Annotated in this window: 14 protein-coding genes; 5 read left to right on the top strand and 9 right to left on the bottom strand. The window is 39.9% G+C overall.

Annotated elements, in window-relative coordinates; all coding sequences use genetic code 11:
* The 3 genes from PTUN_RS12905 to PTUN_RS12895 all read right to left on the bottom strand — a co-directional run bounded on the left by PTUN_RS12905 (position 1) and on the right by PTUN_RS12895 (position 2,396).
* Complete coding sequence (locus tag PTUN_RS12905; protein ID WP_009837363.1) at positions 1 to 948, bottom strand: DUF58 domain-containing protein; 948 nt, start codon at positions 946 to 948, stop codon at positions 1 to 3.
* A gap of 3 nt (positions 949 to 951) precedes the next feature.
* Positions 952 to 1,908 (bottom strand): AAA family ATPase, encoded by a 957-nt coding sequence (locus PTUN_RS12900; RefSeq protein ID WP_009837362.1) that lies wholly within the window; start codon positions 1,906 to 1,908, stop codon positions 952 to 954.
* Positions 1,909 to 2,174: 266 nt separating this feature from the next.
* Entirely contained in the window at positions 2,175 to 2,396 is a 222-nt protein-coding gene (locus PTUN_RS12895) for a hypothetical protein (protein ID WP_009837361.1), read from the bottom strand.
* A 318-nt stretch (positions 2,397 to 2,714) separates the two neighbouring features.
* Between PTUN_RS12895 and fadI the strand changes: the two genes are divergently transcribed.
* The 3 genes from fadI to PTUN_RS12880 all read left to right on the top strand — a co-directional run bounded on the left by fadI (position 2,715) and on the right by PTUN_RS12880 (position 6,428).
* On the top strand, positions 2,715 to 4,022 hold the full coding sequence (gene fadI, locus PTUN_RS12890) for an acetyl-CoA C-acyltransferase FadI (RefSeq protein WP_009837360.1): 1,308 nt from the start codon (positions 2,715 to 2,717) through the stop codon (positions 4,020 to 4,022).
* The gene (fadJ, locus tag PTUN_RS12885; protein ID WP_009837359.1) at positions 4,022 to 6,124 is read left to right on the top strand and encodes a fatty acid oxidation complex subunit alpha FadJ; all 2,103 of its coding nucleotides are present in this window, start codon (positions 4,022 to 4,024) and stop codon (positions 6,122 to 6,124) included. Before fadI ends, fadJ begins: the two co-directional genes overlap by 1 nt.
* Positions 6,125 to 6,233: 109 nt before the next feature.
* A complete protein-coding gene (locus tag PTUN_RS12880) occupies positions 6,234 to 6,428 on the top strand; it encodes a hypothetical protein (protein ID WP_009837358.1) in 195 nt (64 codons plus the stop codon).
* 12 nt (positions 6,429 to 6,440) lie between these two features.
* Here the strand turns inward: PTUN_RS12880 and PTUN_RS12875 are convergent, their stop codons facing one another.
* Together PTUN_RS12875 and PTUN_RS12870 are read right to left on the bottom strand one after the other, a co-directional pair.
* Positions 6,441 to 8,678, bottom strand: a complete 2,238-nt coding sequence (locus tag PTUN_RS12875; protein WP_009837357.1) for a sensor domain-containing protein — start codon at positions 8,676 to 8,678, stop codon at positions 6,441 to 6,443.
* A 57-nt stretch (positions 8,679 to 8,735) separates the two neighbouring features.
* Positions 8,736 to 11,456, bottom strand: coding sequence for an insulinase family protein (locus PTUN_RS12870; protein ID WP_009837356.1), 2,721 nt, complete (start codon positions 11,454 to 11,456; stop codon positions 8,736 to 8,738).
* 189 nt (positions 11,457 to 11,645) lie between these two features.
* Here PTUN_RS12870 and sixA point away from each other — a divergent pair, with 189 nt between their 5' ends.
* Positions 11,646 to 12,128 (top strand): phosphohistidine phosphatase SixA, encoded by a 483-nt coding sequence (gene sixA / locus PTUN_RS12865; protein WP_198138427.1) that lies wholly within the window; start codon positions 11,646 to 11,648, stop codon positions 12,126 to 12,128.
* Between the two features lie 293 nt (positions 12,129 to 12,421).
* On the top strand, positions 12,422 to 15,199 hold the full coding sequence (locus PTUN_RS12860; RefSeq protein ID WP_040643646.1) for a M16 family metallopeptidase: 2,778 nt from the start codon (positions 12,422 to 12,424) through the stop codon (positions 15,197 to 15,199).
* A gap of 72 nt (positions 15,200 to 15,271) precedes the next feature.
* Here the strand turns inward: PTUN_RS12860 and PTUN_RS12855 are convergent, their stop codons facing one another.
* The 4 genes from PTUN_RS12855 to PTUN_RS12840 all read right to left on the bottom strand — a co-directional run bounded on the left by PTUN_RS12855 (position 15,272) and on the right by PTUN_RS12840 (position 18,488).
* The gene (locus PTUN_RS12855; protein ID WP_009837353.1) at positions 15,272 to 15,733 is read right to left on the bottom strand and encodes a methylglyoxal synthase; all 462 of its coding nucleotides are present in this window, start codon (positions 15,731 to 15,733) and stop codon (positions 15,272 to 15,274) included.
* A 60-nt stretch (positions 15,734 to 15,793) separates the two neighbouring features.
* A complete protein-coding gene (locus PTUN_RS12850; RefSeq protein ID WP_009837352.1) occupies positions 15,794 to 16,423 on the bottom strand; it encodes a LysE family translocator in 630 nt (209 codons plus the stop codon).
* 91 nt (positions 16,424 to 16,514) lie between these two features.
* Positions 16,515 to 17,702: a multidrug effflux MFS transporter gene (locus PTUN_RS12845; protein WP_009837351.1), complete on the bottom strand. Its 1,188-nt coding sequence runs from the start codon at positions 17,700 to 17,702 to the stop codon at positions 16,515 to 16,517.
* A 135-nt stretch (positions 17,703 to 17,837) separates the two neighbouring features.
* The gene (locus PTUN_RS12840; protein WP_009837350.1) at positions 17,838 to 18,488 is read right to left on the bottom strand and encodes a peptidylprolyl isomerase; all 651 of its coding nucleotides are present in this window, start codon (positions 18,486 to 18,488) and stop codon (positions 17,838 to 17,840) included.
* Positions 18,489 to 18,516 lie beyond the last annotated feature (28 nt).

The raw sequence follows: 18,516 nt of genomic DNA, 5'->3' as shown, positions 1-18,516 counted from the left end.
TTATGCTTTTCCTAATATTTGTTGTTCTAATGGACTTGCGGCACTGAAATGTAAGGTTGCGATCCCTGATTTTTTAAGTGCATTGTGACGTTTTGTTTGTTGTTGATTTGCATGCTCACAAAAGCGAGTGCGAAACTGCTTGTTTGCCAGAGGTAATTCAAATATTTGGTCGCCGGTTTGCACTTTAATGTTGTCGGAATAGTCAGCCAATTGCAGCTCAAACGGGTCGTTTACTTGGCAAGCGATAATTTCACAGTGGCGCGCTAATAGCTGTAATTGTTTAATTACCTCATCATCGAGCTGAGTAAAATCTGAGATTAAATAAATCAACGAGCCAGGTTTTGCCAATTGGGTTAAGCGCTTTAAATTCTCAGCGAAGCCATGGTTTGTTGGCTGCACGGGTAGGGTAAGTGCCTGTTTATGACAGCTGAGCAAATTATGAAATAACGCCATAACAGCCGATTGGCGGCTGCCGGGTTTGAGTTCAAAGTGCTGTTGTTGGTTAAAAACCAATCCGCCCACACGATCGCCACGTAGTACCGCAGACCACGCAATGAGTGCACTTAAATGAGCAACCTGCATCGACTTAAGTAAAAATTGAGTGCCAAACAACATTGATTGACTAAAGTCGCTGAAAATGAAGACTGGGCGCTCTTTTTCTTCTTGATATAACTTAGTGTGTGTTTGGCCTGTGCGCGCGGTAACCCGCCAATCAATAGAGCGAATATCATCGCCTTGTTGATAATGACGTACTTCGGCAAACTCCATACCTCGGCCTTTATGTGGCGCGAGGTATTGGCCTGCTAATTTATGTTTAATATGGGCTTTGGGCTTTAAATCTAATAGTTTTGCTTTCGCACGGTAGTACATCAGCTCTTTCAGATTGAGCTGGACACCATTACTATGACAACTTTCTAACCACAACGCCTGATTGTTGTGTGTATTCATAGTTTATGGCACTGCAACTAATTCTAAAATTCGATTTAATGCCTGATCTTTAGTGATGCCATCGGCTTGTGCTTCATAACTTAAAATGATGCGATGACGTAACACGTTTAAAAAGACCGCTTGAATATCATCAGGAGCAACAAAATCACGGCCATTTAACCAAGCGTGAGCGCGTGCACATTTATCAAGCGCAATGGTTGCACGAGGACTTGCGCCATAATCAATCCAGCTGGCAAGTTCTTTATCGAGTTTAGCGGCATTACGAGTTGCCATAATAAGTTGCACTAAATAATGCTCTAATGGCTCTGCTAAATGTAGTTGTAAGACTGATTTTCGCGCTTCAAATAAAGTTTGTTGTGAAATTTCAGGTGCTTCAACCTGGTGTTGATCAAGTGCTTCGCCACGGGTTAAGCGCAAAATTTCAAGCTCGCTTTGTGCATTTGGATAATCGATATTAAGGTGTAATAAAAAACGGTCTAATTGGGCTTCAGGTAATGGATACGTCCCTTCTTGTTCTAATGGGTTTTGGGTGGCCATTACTAAAAAAAGTTGCGGCAATGGGTAAGTATTTTTACCGACTGTAATTTGGCGCTCAGCCATGGCTTCAAGCAACGCCGATTGTACTTTTGCCGGTGCACGGTTGATTTCATCAGCCAAAATTAAGTTGTGAAATAAAGGGCCTTTTTCAAAAACAAATTCGCTGGTTTGTTGGCGATAAATATCGGTGCCGGTAATGTCAGCAGGGAGCAAGTCGGGTGTAAATTGTACTCGTTGAAAACTGCCTTCGACCCCCTTGGCTAATGAGTTTACAGCGCGTGTTTTAGCAAGCCCTGGCGGGCCTTCAACTAATAAATGGCCATCAGCTAAAATAGCGAGAAGCAGAGATTGTGTCAGTGCAGGTTGGCCGATAATTTGAGAATTAAGATAAGTTTGTAATTGTTGAAATGCGTTAACTGCCATAACTAAAATAAATCCTTTGTCTATTATTGCTATTTAGGAACATTTTGCCCCATTGAGACACTAAGACAGATATAAGGTTCATTTTTATTTAAAACAAGTTGTAATGATAAATAAATGGGCGAAAGGGGTAAAAATAACGTTAATACTTGTAAGAGCCAGAGTATTTAACGCTAATTTGTTATTTTATAGACTTTTTTAATCGCAATATTGCACTTGCAAGAGTAAAGCAGGTTAAGTCTTTGTCGGACTTCACGCGATGCAGCAATTTACTTTAATTGTGACAGTTCAGTTGTTTCGTTATGCAATTGCGACATTTGTTGATGTTTTATACCTTCAACTAATAATTCTAATAAAGCTCTTTTTTCACCATGATACCAGTTGTTGGCTGTGCGTTTGCTAAGAGCACCTTGGGTATAAGCTTCAACTTTACTCATACTCCATTCTTTTCCAAGTTGTTGTTTAATATATTGACTGAGTTTTAGGCTCATGATGTCCTCCATTTCATTATTGTTTTTTTAAGTGTTACCGAAAAATTTGAAACTCAAAAGCATAAAATCGTTAAGTTTTGTAATCGCCCAGTTTTATCAGTCTTTCTTTGTAAATTTGCACCAAGTAAGCCAGCGTTTATTGTTAGAAAGAAACACTGCTGAACGTTTTAATTGAAAAAATAAGCCGTTATCCCACTATTGTTTGGTTTTACTGCTAAATTTGACTGATTAAATGAAAACAATGGTTGGCAAAAAAAACAGGGTTGTTTAGAATCAAAGCAACTTTAACAGGTCAGACCTGTACCAAGAGGAATTATTATGTCTGAGCAAATAAAACTAAGAACAGCCCAAGGCGACCGTATTGCAATCGTAAGTGGTTTACGCACACCGTTTGCAAAACAAGCAACGTATTTTCATCATGTATCTGCGCTTGATTTAGGAAAGCTAGTCGTAAATGAAATGCTAGAGCGTCTGAATTTTGACCGCAATGAAATTGACCAATTGGTTTTTGGTCAAGTAGTGCAAATGCCTGAAGCGCCAAATATTGCCCGTGAAATTGTACTCGGTACAGGTATGCCCGTAAGTGTTGATGCCTATTCAGTTTCACGTGCGTGCGCGACAAGTTTTCAAGCGATAGCCAATGTTACAGAATCAATCATGGCAGGTTCGGTGAATGTTGCCGTGGCAGGTGGGGCTGACTCTTCATCCGTACTCCCGATTGGTGTCAGTAAAAAATTAGCTGGCTCGTTGGTTGATTTAACTAAAGCGCGTACTTTTGGTGACAAACTTAAGATTTTTTCAAAACTACGTTTAAAAGATTTACTGCCAGTACCACCGGCTGTTGCTGAATATTCAACAGGACTTTCGATGGGGCAAACTGCGGAGCAAATGGCTAAAACTCATAGTATTAGCCGCGCCGATCAAGATGCTTTAGCGCATCGCTCGCATACACTTGCGAGTAAAGCATGGCAAGATGGTTACTTTAAAGAAGAAGTAATGACAGCTCATGTTGCACCCTACAAAACTTTTTTAGAACAAGATAACAACATTCGTCACAATTCAACACTTGAAGGTTATGCCAAGTTACGCCCAGTGTTCGATCGCCAACATGGTTCCGTTACTGCTGCAAATGCAACGCCATTAACCGATGGTGCTGCTGCGGTACTGATGATGAGTGAGTCAAAAGCAAAAGCATTGGGATACCCAATTTTAGGTTATATCCGCAGCTTTGCATTTAGTGCCATTGGTGTACACGATGATATGTTGATGGGGCCTGCGCACTCAACACCAATCGCACTACGCCGTGCTGGTATTGAGTTAGCTGATTTAGATTTAATTGAAATGCACGAAGCATTTGCAGCGCAAACTCTGGCCAATATGAAAATGTTTGAATCAGAGAAGTTCGCCAAAGAAATTGGTTTGAGTAAAGCAATTGGTTCTATCGATATGGCTAAATTTAACGTTAACGGTGGGTCGCTTGCTTATGGTCATCCATTTGCGGCTACAGGTGCACGTTTAATTACGCAAAGTTTACATGAATTAAAACGTAGAGGTGGTGGTTTAGCATTGACAACCGCATGTGCTGCTGGTGGTTTAGGTGCTGCGTTTGTATTGGAGGTCGAATAATGACGGATTCTGTATTTAGTCTTGAATTACATGATAACGCTATTGGTGTTGTAACTATCGATGTGCCAGGCGAAAAAATGAATACCTTGCGTGCAAGCTTTGTCGATGAGCTTAACGCAATCCTACAGCAAGCCTTATCAGAGCGTGTTAAAGGGTTAGTATTTATCAGCGGTAAAAAAGATAACTTTATTGCTGGTGCTGATATTAAAATGCTTGATGATGCAAAAACCCGTGATGATGCACTTTATTTATCAAAAACCTGTCACAGTGTCTTTGCCGAGATGGCAAAAATGCCATTCACCACCGTCGCTGCTTTACATGGTGCGACATTAGGCGGTGGTTTAGAATTTGCACTTGCCTGTGATTACCGTGTTTGTTCTGATGCAGACATTACTAAATTAGGTTTGCCAGAAGTTCAACTTGGCCTATTGCCCGGTGGTGGCGGTACCCAAAGACTACCGAAACTAGTGGGTATTCAAAAAGCATTAGAGTGGACATTGACAGGTAAACAAGTGCGCGCAAAGCAGGCATTAAAAGCCGGTTTAGTGAACCAATGTGTGCCACACAGTATTTTACTTGCTACCGCTATTTCTCAAGCTACCAAGGGTAAAGCAAAAGCGGCTAAACCTAAGCTAGATAAGATCAGTCAGTTGCTTGAAGGTAACCCATTTGGTCGTAACATCATTTTCAAAAAAGCGGCCGAAAATGTCACCAAGAAAACTGGCGGCCATTATCCGGCACCGTATGCCATTATCAAAGCCATTCGTGCCAGTGTTGAAATGGATACCGCAGGTGCTTACCAAGTAGAAGCTGATGGTTTTGCTGATTTATGTATGAGCAGTCAATCTAAAGCATTACGCGGAATTTTCTTTGCCACCACTGAAATGAAAAAAGAGTGGCAAACTCCAGAAAAAACACCTGTCACCCATGTTGCTGTATTAGGCGGTGGTTTGATGGGCGCAGGTATTGCCCATGTCAGTGCCTGCAAAGCTAATGCAAGAGTGCGTATTAAAGATGTCGCTGCTGAGGGCATCACTAAAGCGATGAATTACAGCTACAAGATTTTATCGAAAAAACAGCAGCGCCGAATCTTAACGCAAGCACAGTTGCAGCTACAAATGAACCGTATTACAGGCGGTACAGATTATGTTGGTTTTAAACATACTCAAATTGCCATTGAAGCGGTTTTTGAAGATTTAACGTTGAAACAAGCGATGGTTGCAGACATTGAAGCCAATACCAATGAGCACACAATTTTTGCAAGTAATACCTCATCGTTACCAATTCATCAAATAGCTGCTAATGCGAGCCGACCTGAAAATGTGATTGGACTGCATTATTTTTCGCCAGTAGAAAAAATGCCATTAGTCGAAGTCATTCCCCATGCCGGTACTAGCGAAGCCGTGATTGCAAAAGTGGTGAGCTTTGCACGTAAACAAGGTAAAACACCAATTGTAGTTAAAGACAAAGCGGGTTTTTACGTCAATCGTATTTTAGCGCCTTATATTAATGAAGCTGCTAATTTACTGTTAGCTGGTGAACCAATTGAAAAGATTGACCAAGCATTAGTGGAGTTTGGCTTCCCTGTTGGGCCGCTGACATTATTAGATGAAGTAGGGATTGATATTGGTTCTAAAATAGCGCCAATCCTTGAAGTTGAGCTAGGTGAGCGTTTTAAAGCGCCGGATGCATTCTCGCGTTTAATTTCAGCAAAACGTTTGGGTCGCAAAACTGGCCAAGGCTTTTACCTCTACGGTAAAAAAGACAAAAAAGTCGATGAATCAATCTATGAGTTACTTGGTGTACAAGTATCACCAAAACTTAATCTTGAAGAAATCGCTGAGCGCTGCGTAAGCCAAATGCTTAACGAAGCTGCACGCTGTTTAGATGAAGGCATTGTTGCAAGTGCGCGTGATGGTGATATTGGCGCGATTTTTGGTATTGGTTTCCCTCCGTTTTTAGGTGGTCCATTTAGTTATATTGATAAACTAGGGGCGAGTCATCTCGCGTCACGGTTAGCAACTTTTGCCGAGCAAAATCCTGCATTTACCCCAGCAGAAGCGCTCGTAACTATGGCTGAAAATAAAACCTGTTATCGTTAATCTTCGCGAAAAACTGAAAAATGGTTATTTATATTTGTTGTATATTTAACCATTTTTTATCTATATACTGCCCGCCTATTTTTATTGCTTAGCTTTTTCACGGATTTCTATGTTGATTCTGTTAGTCAGTTTGGTCTTTGCGTTGCTACTGAGTGTACTTGCGTTGAAAAAAGGTATGCCAGTTAAGCGCTGGTTGATTATTGGTGCGCTGGTAGGGCCAATTGCAGTGTATTTATTTAATGTTCATTATCGACGAGCACTGCTGCGCGCTCTTGGCCAGAATCGCTCAGTTTTAACAGCTTAACGCTTGGCGTTATTAGCTTTTAACTAGGGTCAGTTTATTGGTTTGGCGGCCCTGTTGCTTTTCTAAAAATTGCTCAAAGTGTTCAGCTGAAAGTGGTTTAGAATAATAATAACCTTGAATTGTCTCACAATTGAGTTCACTTAGAATGTGTACTTGCTCTGCGTATTCAACTCCTTCAGCGACCACAGATAAATCTAAGTTGTGAGCGATAGTCACAATTGAATCAACCATGTTACGGCCACGTTCAGTCGACATATCATCGATAAATGCTTTATCTACTTTTAGGGTATTGAGTGGAAATTGTTTTAAATAAGCCAAAGAGGAATAACCCGTACCAAAGTCATCCATGGCTAAATGAATTCCTCTGGCACTGAGAGATTTCATAATGGCAATAGCTTCTTTGGGATCATCCATTACGGTGCCTTCCGTAATTTCAAGCTCTAAGAAATAAGACGGTAAACTGTGTTTTTGTAGTATGGCATCAATACGAGCAGTTAAGTCAGGTAAAGCAAACTGCTTAGCTGAGAGATTAACGGCCACTCGACCACTAAATAAGCCTTTGTTTAACCAGCGTTTAACATCGGCGCATGCTTTATCAAGCACCACTTCGCCAATTTCAATTATCTGGCCTGTTTCTTCTGCGATAGGAATAAATTGCGCGGGGCTTATCAAACCTTTGTTAGGTGTAATAAAGCGTACCAAGGCCTCCATCCCTACTAATTCGTTGGTTTCGGTATTCATTTTAGGTTGATAATAAACACAAAAATGATCTTCTTTTAAACCAAAACGCATTAAGTTTTCTATTTGCAGTCTTTTTACCGCTTGGCGATTCATGGTGTCGTTGAAGAATAAATACCGGTTGCCTTGTTGTTTAGCGTGATACATCGCGGTATCGGCATTTTTTAACAAGATTTCGGGGGTATTACCATCTTCAGGAAACAATACCACCCCAACACTCGAGGTAATTACTAACTCGTGGCCAGCCATGTGAAAGGGTTGAGTGATTTCATGTAAAAACTCTTTGGCAGTCGAGGTGATTTTATGAATATCGTTAGTGCCTACTATCACCAAAGCAAATTCATCACCACCCAAACGATAAAAACTATCTTGCTGGCGAGTTAATTTAATTAAACGATTTGCTAAACGGCACAGCAACATATCACCGAGCTGATGGCCTAGTGAGTCATTAATTTTTTTAAAGTTATCTAAATCAAATACTAAAAGAGCATGGTGACACTTTTGTGCGCCCAATTTTTTTAAGTTCGTGAAAAATAAGTTTCGGTTTGGCAAGCCAGTGAGGCGGTCGCGATTCGAAAGACGCTGTAATTCGGACTCTGCTTTTTTACGTTCACTAATATCAGAATAAAGCACTACAAAATGAGTGACTTTGCCTGTACTGTTTTTAACTACATCGATTGATAAATCGATTGGCATCAACTCTTTGTTTTCATTTGGAAGTTTAAGCTCTTCTTGCCAATGGCCTTTGTCGAGTAAAAATGTTTTTAATTTTTCAATATAGCTTTCTTTATAGCCATGCAGCTTAAATGGCTTATTAATGTAATGATCGCGTTGTTTACCAAAAAAACGCAAAAAACTAGGATTGATATCAATAATATTAAAGTTACGGTCGCAAATAGCGATGGCATCACTTAAGTTTTCAACACATTTGGCAAAAAGATTAAGCCGCTCTTCGGTCGATTTAATTCGACTAATATCTTTCACTGTGCCCGTCATACGGGTTGGTTTTAGTTGGGGATCGGTTTCAATCACTTTACCGCGATCGAGTACCCAGCGCCAACGACCCAAATTGTCTTTTGTGCGGTAACTGGCTTCAAAAAAAGCAGTATGGCCGGAGAAATGCTGTTTTAGTAATAATTCAACTTTAGGTAAATCTTGCGGATGAATGTTTTTACGATTAGGTGGGGTGGTAACATTTTTGTCTTGTTCAAAAAACTGCCCGTCGTTAATTCGAGTGAGCTCCCCAGTAACAATGTTCCAATCCCAGAGGGTATCGCCGCTGCCTAGGAAGCTGCTTTTCAGTCGATCTTCAGAAATTTGTAGCTTTTTTTGCGAGCGGATTAATTTATAAATAGTAAGCAGCGAAAAAGGCAGCAGCATTGCAATGAGCATGGCCGGGATAAAATACACCGATTGGGCAAAACTAACTTCATGACTCTGAGTTGGAAAAGAGTTTAAAGCCAATTGAGCACAAAGTGTAACTAAGACTGCTTTTTTTGTATTTGACTGCATTCACTTTACAAAATGTTAACTTTAGCCCGCTTACACTAATCGAATGCTAGAGCGCTGTCAAAGAGACTTTGACTGCTGCACGACTGTTTGTATATTTTTTTTGCTTTGCTCTGAAAGTAGGGTCATTTTTATACTATTTACATTAAAAACTTGCTTACAAAAATCAGCGAGTTGTTGTTTTGTTAACGAATTTAAGCATGTTGCCAAACGATTTTGCATATCGAAAGTAAGATCATTGTTATTTAAACTAAGCCAATAACGCTGTGAACGTACGCGCAAGTTTTTATCTTCTTCTTGAATTTGTGTCAGTAATCCCATCTTGATTTGATGCCAGTCAAGATCACTCAATTGTAAAATATTATCGGCATAACTGTTGCTAAAGGTATTATGAAATTTTAATAGCTCATCGGCAGTATAATTCGGCGATTGCACATACATTGCCATACCAGCTCTGCTATTAAGAGGTGCATAACCAGTACCGACTAAATAGCCAAGTTGTTTTTCGGTACGCATATACTGAAAGTAATCTTGACTCACAACATGATTAAGGCACATTAGCGATACTTTTTCGCTTATTTCATCGGTAGCGGCCTGAAAATAAACCACTAGGGCATGATCTGCATGCTCAAGTAATACTCGATGCTGAGTTTGCTGTGTTAAATAATGATTCGGTTTCGCAAATTCAGCGTTTTTTGCGCTGGTTTTCGTACGAAGCGATATCATGTTAATGAATCTTTCAGCATCTTGGCGCTGCCAATTGCCATGTAATAAAGCTTGCAGGCGAATTTCGCTGAGTATTTCAGTACAAAACTGCTCAAATTGGGCAAAGCAACATTGCTCAAGTGCTTGTGCTAAGTCTTCAGGGGTAGGATTCCAAGGTAATAAAGATGCGCTGAGTTGGCTAAATAATTGGCTTACGGGTTTATTATGATTACCACTTTGCCAATGGCGACAGAGCTGTTTTTTATATTCAGCAAAGCGTTGTGGGTTGTAGCGACCGTCATATAGATGATTGAGTAATTTATCCACTAACCCTAATTGGTTTGTTGATAAACCCGAAGTATGAAGTGTTAAACCACCTTGATGCGTTGTGAGTTGATAGCTCAGACCTGCTAGTTCCGCAGGATAGAACTCTTCAGCCACTTTATCCATAAATAAGTCAGCAAGTAACCGTGTCATTGCCATATGCTGAACATCTTTTACGGCTGTTAAACTGTCGATAGCAAGATAAAAGTGGCCTTTGGCTACCCGATATTGGTTATCTTGTTTAAACCAAAACTCAAACCCTGTTTCATTGATTAGGCGTTGAGGAATGGCTGATTTGGACTCGAGTTCAAGTAATGTTATTTTTTGCTTAAGGTAAGGATTAACCTCGGGCAATGCCATATCTGGTTGCGGGGTCGCAATTCTATCAAGTTGTTGTAGCCATTTGGGGCTTAAATCTTCTATCGAATAGGGAGTGTGATACCACGCTGTGGTCGCAGTTGTTGGTACATCAGGGTCGATTAAAACAATTCGCATATTAAGCGGTGTAAGCCAGGCTAATAACTGTTGCCAGTGATTTTTTTCAAAGCACTGCATTAAAAAGTCACCACTAATGTATTCGTGCTCAGGATAATGGTGCATATTGGCACTTAGTCCGCTAATCCAATCGAGCAGTCGTGATTTTTCTTGATTATCAAAGGCGACATCTAATAATGTTTTTTTGTCCTGATACAGCGCATCAAAATGAGCGTTCGGATTTTTTAATAGCGGCAGATAAGCAAAAATACTTTCTACAATATCGCGATAATGCGCTACACCTTCATCAGTTAAATTAATACTTAAATTAAAGTCTTTAAAGTTACTGCCATTAATACCACCGCCAGCCGAAAGCCCGTTGATCCAGCCGCGCTGTTTTAAAATTGCATAAAGCGATCCTTGACCTTCATAGCCTAAAATGTGGGCTAAAAAGCTGACAGATTTATGGCGATAAAAACCATCAATATTGGGCATTGCAAAGCTGACTATTAGTTTTTGCATATGCTTATGAGGTGTGATGTAAATTTGTTTTGCTTGATGTTCAGGCAAATAAAGCGGCACCGCAATCGCAGCTTTGATATTTAAATTTGATTTAATATCCGCAAATAATGATTTAATCCATACGATTTGTTGCGCAATTTCCACTGGGCTACAAATAGCCAGCGTCATGTGATTAGCAAGATAATGCTGATTAAAAAAATCTTTAATTTCATGGCTGATACAACGGCCATGATCCGCGAGGGTTTCTTTATTACCAACAGAGAATTTTGCAAATGGATGCAGAGGATTTACGGTTTCTTTATGAACTTGATAAATTCTGCGGCTATCGTCTTTAAGCTTGAGCTTAAATTCAGCATCAATTGCATTGCGCTCTTTTTCCGTAGCGGCTTCACTAATCAGAGGTGCGATAAAAAAGCGGCTAAAAATTTCGAGGGCTTGGTAAAAAAACTCATTATTAATATCAAAAAAATAACTCGAATGCTCAGTACCTGTCCATGCATTACAACTGCCACCATGTTGGCTAGTAAATTGTGATAATGTGCCGGGCTCTGGATGACGGTCAGTACCTAAAAAAAGCATATGTTCAAGAAAATGAGCCATGCCTTGGCGTTGCCAAGGATCATCAAAATGGCCAACATTTACAGTTAAAGATGCGGCTGATTTTTCGCTTTGTAGGTCTTGGATAAATAAAACTTTTAGACCATTGTCCAGTTTGAGTGGATGATAAACTCTGTTATCATTGCTGCTGATATTCAAAAGCGGCTCCTGAATGTCACTACAGAAATTCTTGTAAGTTGATAGGCTCAGGGAAGAAGACAACTTAATTTAAAAAACAAGCTTGCCTGAATGTCAAAATCATAAATGAAAATTAAATATAGCTGAGTTATGCCTGTTATGGCTATAGTCTTTACGATTTCTTTTTGTTCTTAAGTGGTTAAATTATAAATGAATAGAATATTTATCATGCGACATGGACAAGCTGAGCCGATGAAGGCTGATGATGTGAGTCGTCAATTGACCCTTTTAGGTAAAAAAGAGGCTGATGACATGGCTGTGAAGCTGAGTTTATGGATCCCACAGCTCGATGCACTTTTAGTTAGCCCTTATCTTCGTGCGCAGCAAACCGCAGCGCAAATCAAGCGCCGGCATCCTAAGATTGAATTTGAACAAACCTGCGCTGATTTTATCCCAGATGCATCTCCTCAAACTGCAGCTGATTATTTGCTTGCTTTAATGGCACTCAATCCTAATTTAGATACTTGGCTTATTGTTTCACATATGCCAATGGTGAGTTATTTAGTTGACCAACTTTGCCCCGGAAAGATGCCAATTTTTAATACCGCGGCTATTGCTGAAATCGAATTTGACCTTGCAACGCAAGCTGGTCGTTTGGTGGCAATCAGTTCACCACAAGTGTGTGCATTTTAATCAATCCAGACTGGTAGTTAGTTCTATTTACATTTGGAAACAATTTCAATCCTTGTTTTTACCTTGTTGTTTACATTAGTTTATATTGGCCATTGAAATCCTCAGCCATTTCCTGTTTTATAACCAAGTTGAGATCCACAAAGCTCATGTTTTGGTCTCGAATATGTTCATGCCTTGGTTCTCAATTACAGCGTATTTTTTACCAATTAAATTAAACGCTTAATTAATACCTCAAATGGTGCAGAAACGTTTAAGTTTCACAACCATATTTTGTCTAAAATTAAGGGAAATAAATGAAAAAGAACATGCTAAGTGCCTTAGCGGTTGCGGTATCGCTCGCTTTAACAGGCTGTAATACAACAGCGGGAACAAATGCTGCAAAAGCTAATGTTGCTGCAGTTGCTATTCCAAGTGTCGATATTCAATATGAAACATTTACGCTCGACAATGGCTTAACTGTTGTAGTGCATACGGATAAAAAAGCACCGATTGTGGCTGTGAATGTTTGGTACAAAGTGGGCTCTAAACATGAAAGATTAGGCAAAACTGGTTTTGCACATTTATTTGAACATTTAATGTTTAATGGTAGTGAAAACTACAATGATGAGTATTTTGGTCCGTTTGAGCGTGCAGGTGCTACTGAGCAAAACGGTACAACCAACAATGACCGGACTAACTATTTCCAGAATGTCCCAACCTCGGCGGTTGATATGGCACTGTGGATGGAATCTGACCGTATGGGGCATTTATTAGGTGCAATTACTCAAGACAAGCTTGATGAGCAGCGCGGCGTAGTGCAAAACGAGAAACGGCAGGGTGAAAGTCAGCCTTATGGCAGAATGTGGACCGTAATGTCTGAAAATACTTTTCCAAAAGGCCACCCATATTCTTGGTCTGTTATTGGTTCAATGGAAGATTTAAATGCCGCTTCCTTAGATGATGTTCACCAATGGTTTAAAGATTATTATGGTCCAAATAATGCTGTATTAGTTTTAGCTGGTGACATTGATTTAGCAACCGCAAAACAAAAAGCACAGCAGTACTTTGGTGATATTAAACCGGGTAAACCTGTTGATCAGATAGATGCTTGGGTTGCAAAGCGCACGGGTACTAAACGTATGTCGATGCAAGATCGCGTGCCAAATCCGCGTTTAGTGAAAGTATGGAATACTGCTGAACTTGGGACTGCAGATGGAGAATATTTATCTCTGTTAGCGGATGTATTAGCGGGCGGTAAAAACTCACGTTTATACCAGCGCTTAGTGTACCAAGAGCAAAAAGCATCGAGTGTCTTTGCTTTTAATTATTCTCGTGTAATGGCGGGTCAAATTATTATTGGTGCTGATGCACTAAAAGACGCTGATCTAGCTGAAATTGAAGCCATAGTGAATGAAGAGCTTGCACGCTTAATCGAAGAAGGTCCAACCGTTGCCGAGCTTAATCGTATTAAATTCTCAAATGCAGCTAGCTGGGTTAAAAGTGTTGAAGGAGTCGGCGGTTTTGGTGGTAAATCTGATGTATTAGCATCGGGCGCAGTTTATCATAATGACCCTGTTTTTTATAAAAAACAACAAGCTATTCAAAATGTAGCTACCGTTGAAGATGTTAAAGCAGCAGGTAAACGTTGGTTAACTGATGGTGATTTTGTATTAACAATCGAACCTTTTGCTCAGCTGACAAATCAAGACGTGGGCGCTGATCGCTCGAAAGTTCCTGCGGTTGAATCTTTACCAAAATTAGTTTTACCAACAGTGGAAAAAGCCACATTAGCCAATGGCCTTGAAGTAATACTTGCACGTCGCACTGATACACCTACCGTTAATTTACAACTGAATTTTGACGCAGGTTTTGCATCAACTGTTGGCGCTAAGGCTGGTTTATCTGATTTTGCTATGGGCATGTTGAAAGAAGGTACAACATCGCTTTCAAGCCTGGAATTAGCAGCCGAACTTGAAAATTTGGGTGCTGGTATTTACTCAGGTTCAAACCTTGATGGTTCAAGCTTAAGTTTATCTGCTATGAAAATAAATTGGCAACGTAGTGCGCAAATTTTTGCTGATGTATTAATGAATCCTGCTTTTAATCAAGCTGATATGGAGCGTTTGCGTACATTGACACTTGATGGCATCAATAAAGAAAAAGCGAGTCCAATGAGTAATGCGCTTCGCATCTTACCGCCATTGTTATATGGTGATAACCATGCGTATTCTCAGCCTTTAACCGGTTCTGGTTCTGAAGAAACAGTGAAAAACTTCAGCCGTGAAGATTTAGCAGACTACACTCGCACTTGGTTACGCCCTGACAACGCGCGTTTAGTGGTTGTGGGTGATATTACCATGGCTGAATTAACCACAACGCTTAATAAAGAATTGGCAGCTTGGCAAAACCCTAATACTGCAAAACCACAAAAACAACTCGCAAAAGTAGCACTTCCTAGCAAACCTCGTGTTTTTGTTATTGATAAACCAGAATCACCTCAATCATTGATTGTTGCTGGTTTGTTAGGCCCTGCGCGTAAAGATTTAGCCGAAGGCCAAGATATTAAACTTGATCTAATGAATACTATTATTGGTGGTAGTTTTACATCTCGTATTAATATGAATTTACGAGAAGATAAAGGCTGGTCTTATGGCGCGCGTTCATCAATGAGCAAAGCTGAAGGTCAGGCACCATTTTTTGTTTATGCGCCGGTACAAACCGATAAAACCAAAGAGTCTATTAGCGAAATAATCAAAGAGTTAAAAGCTTATACAGGTACTAACCCTGCAAATGCGCAAGAACTTGAAAAAGTAGTGAGTAACAAAGTTGCTAAAGTGCCAGGTAGCTATGAGAAAAAATGGTCTTTATTAAGTGCGCTTGCTAATGCATATGACAAAGGTCGCGATGAAAAGTACTTAGAGCAGTATCCAACTAAAGTACAGCAAGTGAGTTTAGCTCAAGTGCAACAACAAGCCAAAGACTTGATTAAAGAAGAGCAACTTACTTGGGTTATTGTTGGTGATGTTGCAAAAATTAAAGCTGAAATAGAATCGCTTAATTTAGGTGAAATTACGTATTTACCAGCGAATTAAATAATTAAGCTAAATCTTAAAAATGTTAAAAGCCTACATAATGTAGGCTTTTTTATTGTTTAATATTCAGATTTATATGGTAAGGCGCTGCGCTAAATAGCCTTGGTAATCGGGCATTTCACGGGGCATTTGACTGTTCATAAGGGGTGATGACAGTAACATATCAGCACTTGATTCATTACACGCAACTGGAATATTCCACACCGCGGCTAATCGTAATAAGGCTTTTACATCAGGATCATGTGGTTGCGAGGCCAACGGATCCCAAAAAAATATCAATAAATGGATTTCATGCTCAGCTATGAGCGCACCAAGTTGTTGGTCGCCCCCTAACGGGCCGCTAAGGAGTTTATGCACAGGAAGGCCGGTTCTCTTTTCGATTAAGTGACCGGTTGTGCCTGTGCCATACAGTGTATGTTGACTAAGTATATTAAGGTGTTTTGAGCACCAAAGTTCCAGGGCGTGTTTTTTGCCATCATGGGCAACCAAGGCAATGGTTTTTTTTGCAGGTAAAGCCTGTTGTATTGTCTTCATTATTCTTCCTCATTCCAACAGCTGTAATATGGTGAAATAACATTAATCTGTAAACTGATTTTATAGAATAATGTTGATTGCTAAGGTAATAAAGACGATGCCGGTGATCCTATCAAGCCACTGTTGTGCACTCGGATGATGACGAAAATAACTTGCAATTTTATCGCCAAAATGAACATACATTGCATCAATTGGAAATGCAAAAATAGGATAGAGTAAGCCAAAAATAGCCAGTTGCCAGCTTGCTGAAAGACTTAAGCTGGTATCAACAAACTGTGGTAAAAAGGCAATAAAAAACAGTGCAACTTTGGGGTTTAATACTTCCGTCATCATGGCTTGAAACATCACATTTTTTTCTTTTTTTGTTGAAACATGAGGTTTATCAGAGCAATGAGCGGCTTTAAAGCTATCACGCAGCGCCATAATGCCTAAATACACTAAATAGGCTGCACCACACCATTGCACAGCTTGGTAGGCGATAGGCGACGTTTTTAAAATGGCTGATAACCCAAGCACAGCAAAAATGGTATGGATGACCCCTGCAATTGCAAAACCAAATGCGGTTTGCATCCCGGCCGTTTTGCCTTTGGTAAAGGTTTGTGCCATTAAAAAAGCATTTGAGGGGCCTGGGGAAATAGCGAGTAAGAAGCTAATGCTTAAAAATGAAATTAACGATTCGATGCTGATCATGAATATTTTATACGAATAAAAATCGCAGCTTATCAGTTGTTTTTCAAGCTGAAAAGTTAAATATTAGCTAAAAATACAATCCTCAAAGGTTTTAACTACTCGGATGTAAGCGTTGTGTTTTATCGCAATATAATAAAATGAGTAAAGGAACCAACAAGGTTAAATGCATTAAGACCAATAATGGGGCTGACAGTCCAAATTGTAAGGTGATACTGACCAGTAAACCTGCGCCACTCATTTGCATAACCCCAATTAAAGCTGATGCCGTGCCTGCTTGGGTTGCAAAAGGTTCAAGGGCTTTGCCAACCGCAGAGCCGAGCGTAAGCGAAAAACCAATCGAAGCGACAAAAATAGGAAGCATAAACGCCCAAGGGGTATTAAACCCGATTAACGTTAGCATGAGTAAGCCACTGAAAAATAATACTCCGAGACCGAGTAGCAGTGCTTTTCTGGTTGAGCGTTTGATGAAATAAGGCGCGGTAAAACTAGCTAAAATTGATAACACTGCATTAATAGTAAACCACACGGTAAACTCATGGGTTGAGAGTCCCAAATGGCTCATCAACCAGCTTGGCGCAGTACTGACAAACGCAATAATGACTGCCATCGCGAGTAAACAAATCATAGCGTGGAACAAAAAAACATGATTTTTTAAAATCGGAATAAAACGACTGAAATCGGTAATTTTGCCCTGGTAAAGCGTGTTTTCTGGCCGAGTCTCTTTAGCAAAAAATAGTACTAAAAATAATGAGATGAAGGCAAAGCTAGCTAAAAATAAAAAGTTACTTTGCCAACCAAAATTAAGTGTTAACCAAGCGCCTAAAATTGGCGCAAGCGCGGGAATAAAACAAATCACGCCATTCAAATAAGACATCACTTGTGCACTTTTATTGGCGTTAAAGCTGTCTCTGACCATCGCAAAGGCACAAACAAATGTAGCACATGCCCCAAAGCCTTGAATTAAACGAGCAAGTAATAACATTTCAAAACTTGTAGCGTAAGAGGCCGCTAAGGCACTGACACCATATAAAGTCATACCAAACAGAGTGAGTGGTTTTCGCCCATATTTATCGGCAAGTGGTCCGGCAATCAGTTGACCAAGCCCGACAGTAAGTAAAAAAAGACTGATTGTTTGTTGAATATGTTGTTCAGGCACAGCTAGTTGTGAGGCAATAACCGGAAAGGCTGGCAGATAAATATCTATCGCAAGAGGGCAAAATACAACCAATAAAATCAAAATTAAAATGGTAGAGGCTGGTGTGTTACTGGTTTTAGGCATAATACTTCTTGCTTGTAGGGAAACATGGCAGCACTTAAAAACAAAATGCGCCGCTCAAAAGAATGAGCAGCGCATTGTAAGGGGTCTTTTTAACAATTGAAACAGTTAAACATATCCAAACGTATGCAATGGTTATTATTCGATTCGAATAGTGGCTTTGTTGATTACAACTTCGGTACTGGTTTTGCCTGAACGACTGCCTAAGGTTTCAAGTTTGGCCAAGGTCTCATCAAGCCCTTTAACGACTTGGCCAAAAATAGTGTGGCGGCCATCTAAAAAAGGAGTCGGTTTAAAAGTAATAAAAAATTGGCTGCCATCGGTATTAGGGCCTGCATTGGCCATGCTTAAAATACCTGGTTTGTCGTGAGACAGTTTTGCATCAAACTCACCTGCGTATTTATAGCCTGGATTGCCACGGCCTGAACCTAAAGGATCGCCGCCTTGCGCCATAAATTCAGGGATAATACGGTGAAAAATCAAGCCATCATAAAAACCAAGTTCAGTTAAATAAATAGTGCTACTAACATGCATCGGTGCAGAAGTATGGAATAACTCAATGCTTATCTCACCCTGATTGGTTGCTAAATCCCAGAAGTATTTTTTACCTTCAGTAAAGGTTAGCAGTGGCGGTTGTTTGAGTGTTGTTTTCCAATCTTTATTTTCTTTATCAACTTGTTGGCTACTAATAAATTGATTTGTTTCTTTAATTGCCTGATCAGGGCCAAAACAGCCACTTAATGTTAAAGTGAGGGTTAAGGGTAAAAAAACTTTTAACAGCGTTTTCATACAAAGAAGACCTTAAAATAATTGTTAT

The organism is Pseudoalteromonas tunicata (assembly GCF_002310815.1).
Classification (GTDB): Bacteria; Pseudomonadota; Gammaproteobacteria; order Enterobacterales; family Alteromonadaceae; genus Pseudoalteromonas; species Pseudoalteromonas tunicata.
This window is presented reverse-complemented; position numbering and strand designations above follow the sequence as displayed.

Coding starts and splice junctions, on each gene's coding strand:
- PTUN_RS12905 (WP_009837363.1), bottom strand. CDS start 948: ATGAATACACACAACAATCAGGCGTTGTGGTTAGAAAGTTGTCATAGT.
- PTUN_RS12900 (WP_009837362.1), bottom strand. CDS start 1,908: ATGGCAGTTAACGCATTTCAACAATTACAAACTTATCTTAATTCTCAA.
- PTUN_RS12895 (WP_009837361.1), bottom strand. CDS start 2,396: ATGAGCCTAAAACTCAGTCAATATATTAAACAACAACTTGGAAAAGAA.
- fadI (WP_009837360.1), top strand. CDS start 2,715: ATGTCTGAGCAAATAAAACTAAGAACAGCCCAAGGCGACCGTATTGCA.
- fadJ (WP_009837359.1), top strand. CDS start 4,022: ATGACGGATTCTGTATTTAGTCTTGAATTACATGATAACGCTATTGGT.
- PTUN_RS12880 (WP_009837358.1), top strand. CDS start 6,234: ATGTTGATTCTGTTAGTCAGTTTGGTCTTTGCGTTGCTACTGAGTGTA.
- PTUN_RS12875 (WP_009837357.1), bottom strand. CDS start 8,678: ATGCAGTCAAATACAAAAAAAGCAGTCTTAGTTACACTTTGTGCTCAA.
- sixA (WP_198138427.1), top strand. CDS start 11,646: ATGAATAGAATATTTATCATGCGACATGGACAAGCTGAGCCGATGAAG.
- PTUN_RS12860 (WP_040643646.1), top strand. CDS start 12,422: ATGAAAAAGAACATGCTAAGTGCCTTAGCGGTTGCGGTATCGCTCGCT.
- PTUN_RS12855 (WP_009837353.1), bottom strand. CDS start 15,733: ATGAAGACAATACAACAGGCTTTACCTGCAAAAAAAACCATTGCCTTG.
- PTUN_RS12850 (WP_009837352.1), bottom strand. CDS start 16,423: ATGATCAGCATCGAATCGTTAATTTCATTTTTAAGCATTAGCTTCTTA.
- PTUN_RS12845 (WP_009837351.1), bottom strand. CDS start 17,702: ATGCCTAAAACCAGTAACACACCAGCCTCTACCATTTTAATTTTGATT.
- PTUN_RS12840 (WP_009837350.1), bottom strand. CDS start 18,488: ATGAAAACGCTGTTAAAAGTTTTTTTACCCTTAACCCTCACTTTAACA.